The sequence below is a fragment of the Moraxella sp. genome (assembly GCF_024227015.1).
GTDB lineage: Bacteria > Pseudomonadota > Gammaproteobacteria > Pseudomonadales > Moraxellaceae > Moraxella.
In genome coordinates this window covers 1-1,725 of the sequence record NZ_JAAELD010000267.1, presented here as the reverse complement: position 1 = coordinate 1,725, position 1,725 = coordinate 1, and the positions used below count along the sequence as shown (strand labels likewise).

Annotated in this window: 2 protein-coding genes; one reads left to right on the top strand and one right to left on the bottom strand. The window is 46.4% G+C overall.

Annotated features, from left to right (window positions below):
* On the top strand, positions 1-719 hold a 719-nt coding region (dusB, locus tag GY683_RS06230), incomplete at its 5' end, for a tRNA dihydrouridine synthase DusB (protein ID WP_297287921.1).
* Positions 720-824: 105 nt separating this feature from the next.
* On the opposite strand, the gene GY683_RS06225 is transcribed toward dusB, so the two are convergent.
* Positions 825-1,725: ATP-binding domain-containing protein (locus GY683_RS06225; RefSeq protein ID WP_297287920.1), on the bottom strand; the 901-nt coding region annotated here is incomplete at its 5' end.

The following is a 1,725-nucleotide window of genomic DNA, read 5'->3' as shown; positions in this document are numbered from 1 at the left end:
TTCAGGTGGCCAATGGCGCGCAGATTGTTGATATTAACATGGGGTGCCCTGCCAAAAAAGTCTGCAAAAAATTGGCAGGCTCAGCATTATTACAAGACGAAAACCTAGTACGACAGTTATTAGAGACCGCCGTAGATGCTGTGGATGTGCCCGTCACCCTAAAAACCAGGCTGGGCTTCGCCAACGGTCAAGAAAATATCCTAAAAATCGCCGACATCGCCGAGAAAGCAGGCATTGCTGCCATTGCCATCCATGGGCGCACCAGAGAGGATTTTTATACGGGCGAGGCACGCTATGACCTTATCAAGCAAGTCAAACAACAAGTCAAAATCCCTGTCATCGTTAATGGCGACATCGACAGTCCACAAAAAGCCAAAGCCGTCTATGAACTAACAGGCGCGGACGCCATCATGATCGGACGCGCCGCTCAAGGCAAGCCGTGGATTTTTCGTGACATTCATCATTACCTACAAACAGGTGAACTTCTTGCGTCGCCTAGCATATCAGAGCTACGTGATATTGTACTTACTCACTTAGAAGAGCTGTATCAGTTCTATGGTGAATATTCAGGCTGCCGCATTGCTCGTAAGCACATCGCTTGGTACACAGGCGGTTTGCCTAACTCTAACGCCTTTCGTGAAGCGATGTACAGCAAAGACACCACCTTTGGGCAGTTTGCTGTTGTGGATGAATTTTTGCGCAGTCACGACATGGCTTAGTCAATCGAATGCATCTTAACTAGGAAAATGCAAATTTAAACCAAACATTCGTTTGAAATCAGATAAAAAATCATACCATCAAAATTATAGTGCGGTTAGCGCCAATCACAATTCATGCAACAGCCCAAGTCCTGTAGTACGGACGGTTGGCGTTTTGATGGCGATGTCTAGCGCGCTAGGTGTGGCATAAATCTGCACACTGTCTTTGGCTCGCGTGACAGCAGTATAGATCAGCTCTTTTGACAGCAGTCGGCTGTTAGAATCATCAAAGACCACCGCCACTGTATTAAACTCCGAACCTTGCGATTTATGTACAGTCATGGCATAGGCTGTTGTCACCGTCTCGCCGCCTAAAACACTCACGGAGACTCTTTTGAGTATCGCACCATCAAAATACACGAACAGCTCGCCATTTTCTTGGATGCATACACCAATATCACCATTGAACAACCCCAAATCATAGCGGTTGGTCTGCACCATCACCACTCGCCCATGATACCATGGCAGCGTCCATGTAGAGGCACGCAGCTCATCTCGATGCTTCTTGGCGATGTATTCATTGATCATCACATCGCCCGCTACCCCAACATGCGATGCCGTGAGAATACGATAGCGATTCAGCTCATCGATTAGCGCTTTGATTTGATTGCTTTTTTGCTCATCGCTGTATTGGTTAATTTGTCTTAATAGTGTTTTACTGCGCTCAAAATATGTGGAATAAGGCTCGATTAATCTTTCTAGAAAATCCTTATGACGCTGTAAATTCACCCATGATAAATTCACCTCACTCTCTATTAATACCTCAATCTGTGGCAAGGCGCTGCCCTCTGCATTAAAATCATTGATGAGCGTCGCCAATTTACCCACGCTCGATGTGGATGTGAAGCGTGTTGATTCTGATAAATGCACACGAGATTGTTGTAGTTTATCCACACGACAAAGGTCGGCAAGTACCGCCCCTGCTTCCACCGCTGACAACTGATGCGCATCCCCAAGCAGTATCAAT